The sequence below is a fragment of the Halomonas saccharevitans genome, assembly GCF_900116405.1.
In the GTDB taxonomy this organism is placed as follows: domain Bacteria; phylum Pseudomonadota; class Gammaproteobacteria; order Pseudomonadales; family Halomonadaceae; genus Halomonas; species Halomonas saccharevitans.
The window spans coordinates 1-1,535 of record NZ_FPAQ01000085.1 but is presented as its reverse complement, the minus strand read 5'-3'; the positions used below and the strand labels follow the sequence as shown (position 1 = coordinate 1,535).

Genomic DNA, 1,535 nt, shown 5'->3' with positions numbered 1-1,535 from the left:
GTCTACCAAGCGACCGCATGAGGTTGAAGCAGGTCGGTACCGGCAATCGATGGACTCAACACGCTCGTTCTGTGCCCTGATGAATGAGGCGGGTTCAGGGATAACAAGACACTCGTGCAAGTCCATTCTTGGGTGTTTTTCCCTTTTTCTGATTATGAGAAGGCAACGGTTATCCCTTTTGATGCTCGTGGCCTGAATACTTACACCGATCATATTTATACCATCAACCTTGTGCATGGCAATCCGAATACTATTGAAGATCAAATGAACGTTAGAATGCTTGAAATGATGGGCATTGATGTTGCTGAAGGTAAAGTAGCACTTCGATACGAGCGCTCAACCGAATCTATGGTTCAAAGCATTTGTAGAACTCCTATCAGACAGTTTGAAGATCAGGAAGAACCTACCGTTCATATCGTGCCAACTCTTGAAGATTCTAAAGAGATTGAAAGGGCATTGAAAAAGAAATGTATTATTGACGAAAGTATTATGATGGAAGCACCTTCTACACCTAAGAAGGCATCTAAAGAACAGCTTAAGAAGAAAGCTAAAGAGATGGCGGATAGTGGGGACACTCATAAAACAATCGCTAAAGAACTTGATGCCAGCACTAAGACAATCCAGCGCTGGCTTAAAGCATCTTAAACTACACAGACTCTTGTAAGGGGTATGTGGGGACGTGACATACAATGAAAAATAACAAGAGATAGTGTAAGTTCTTCATGGTCTGGGGTGAAGACGAAAAGAACGTTCCAAACACCTTCGGTGACGTTATTACGATCTACAAGAGAAACCCACCAGTGATAAGCCTTGTATCCAGGATTAAAACCGAATAGGGGATTTATTAGTACAAGAAAATCTTAAAAACTGTTTGAGGGCTTGCCCTAGGCAAGCGGGTAGGTTCCTTTTAATCAAAGTAAACAAGGTAAAAACCATATATAAACCTTAAGGAGATAAATCCAATGTCTAAGCAAGAGTGTCCTACCTGTAATCATATTGTCGATGAGGCTTACGAGCAGTACCGCAAAGAGTACAAGCAAAAATGGTATCAAAATAATAAAACCAAACAAAATTTTGTTAAATGGATTCGTGCTAACTATTATTTTCAGGAGGTGCCAGATGTTTACGAATTATACAAAATATATGGAGGTGCCAAGACAAAGCGGGTGTTAATAAAACGCCTTTATTGTAGCTAGAAAATCAGGGTGCTGTAGACTTAGCTATTCTCATAGTGTTTAGTCTCTCTTGCAACCTATAAATCTGAAATTTCAACCGTGGGTCAACGATAATGAAGGCCGGTGTTGACTGTCAGTCAGGGACAACAGCAAAGTTATATATTTTTTCTATTTTTTTGAGGTTTGTCGCATAGTAAGTTAGTGGTAAGTCTTTGATAAATCTAGCCTATGGGGATGCATAGTCAAGTAGTAGTGTATGATACACTAGACCCCGGCTTATTCATGAGGGCGTCCTGAAAACGAAGATGGCGAGTGGTTTTCTCTTGTAGAATCAAGATGTTCCTGCCAGAACACGATTCA

Annotated in this window: 2 protein-coding genes; both read left to right on the top strand. The window is 40.5% G+C overall.

Annotated elements, in window-relative coordinates; all coding sequences use genetic code 11:
* Window positions 1-114 precede the first annotated feature (114 nt).
* Complete coding sequence (locus BM388_RS17775; RefSeq protein ID WP_139234000.1) at window positions 115-645, top strand: helix-turn-helix domain-containing protein; 531 nt, start codon at window positions 115-117, stop codon at window positions 643-645.
* 317 nt (window positions 646-962) lie between these two features.
* Window positions 963-1,196, top strand: a complete 234-nt coding sequence (locus BM388_RS17770) for a hypothetical protein (protein ID WP_139233999.1) — start codon at window positions 963-965, stop codon at window positions 1,194-1,196.
* Window positions 1,197-1,535: the final 339 nt, after the last annotated feature.

Excerpts from the sequence above, each read along its gene's own strand:
- BM388_RS17770 (WP_139233999.1), top strand. The coding sequence starts at position 963 with ATGTCTAAGCAAGAGTGTCCTACCTGTAATCATATTGTCGATGAGGCT.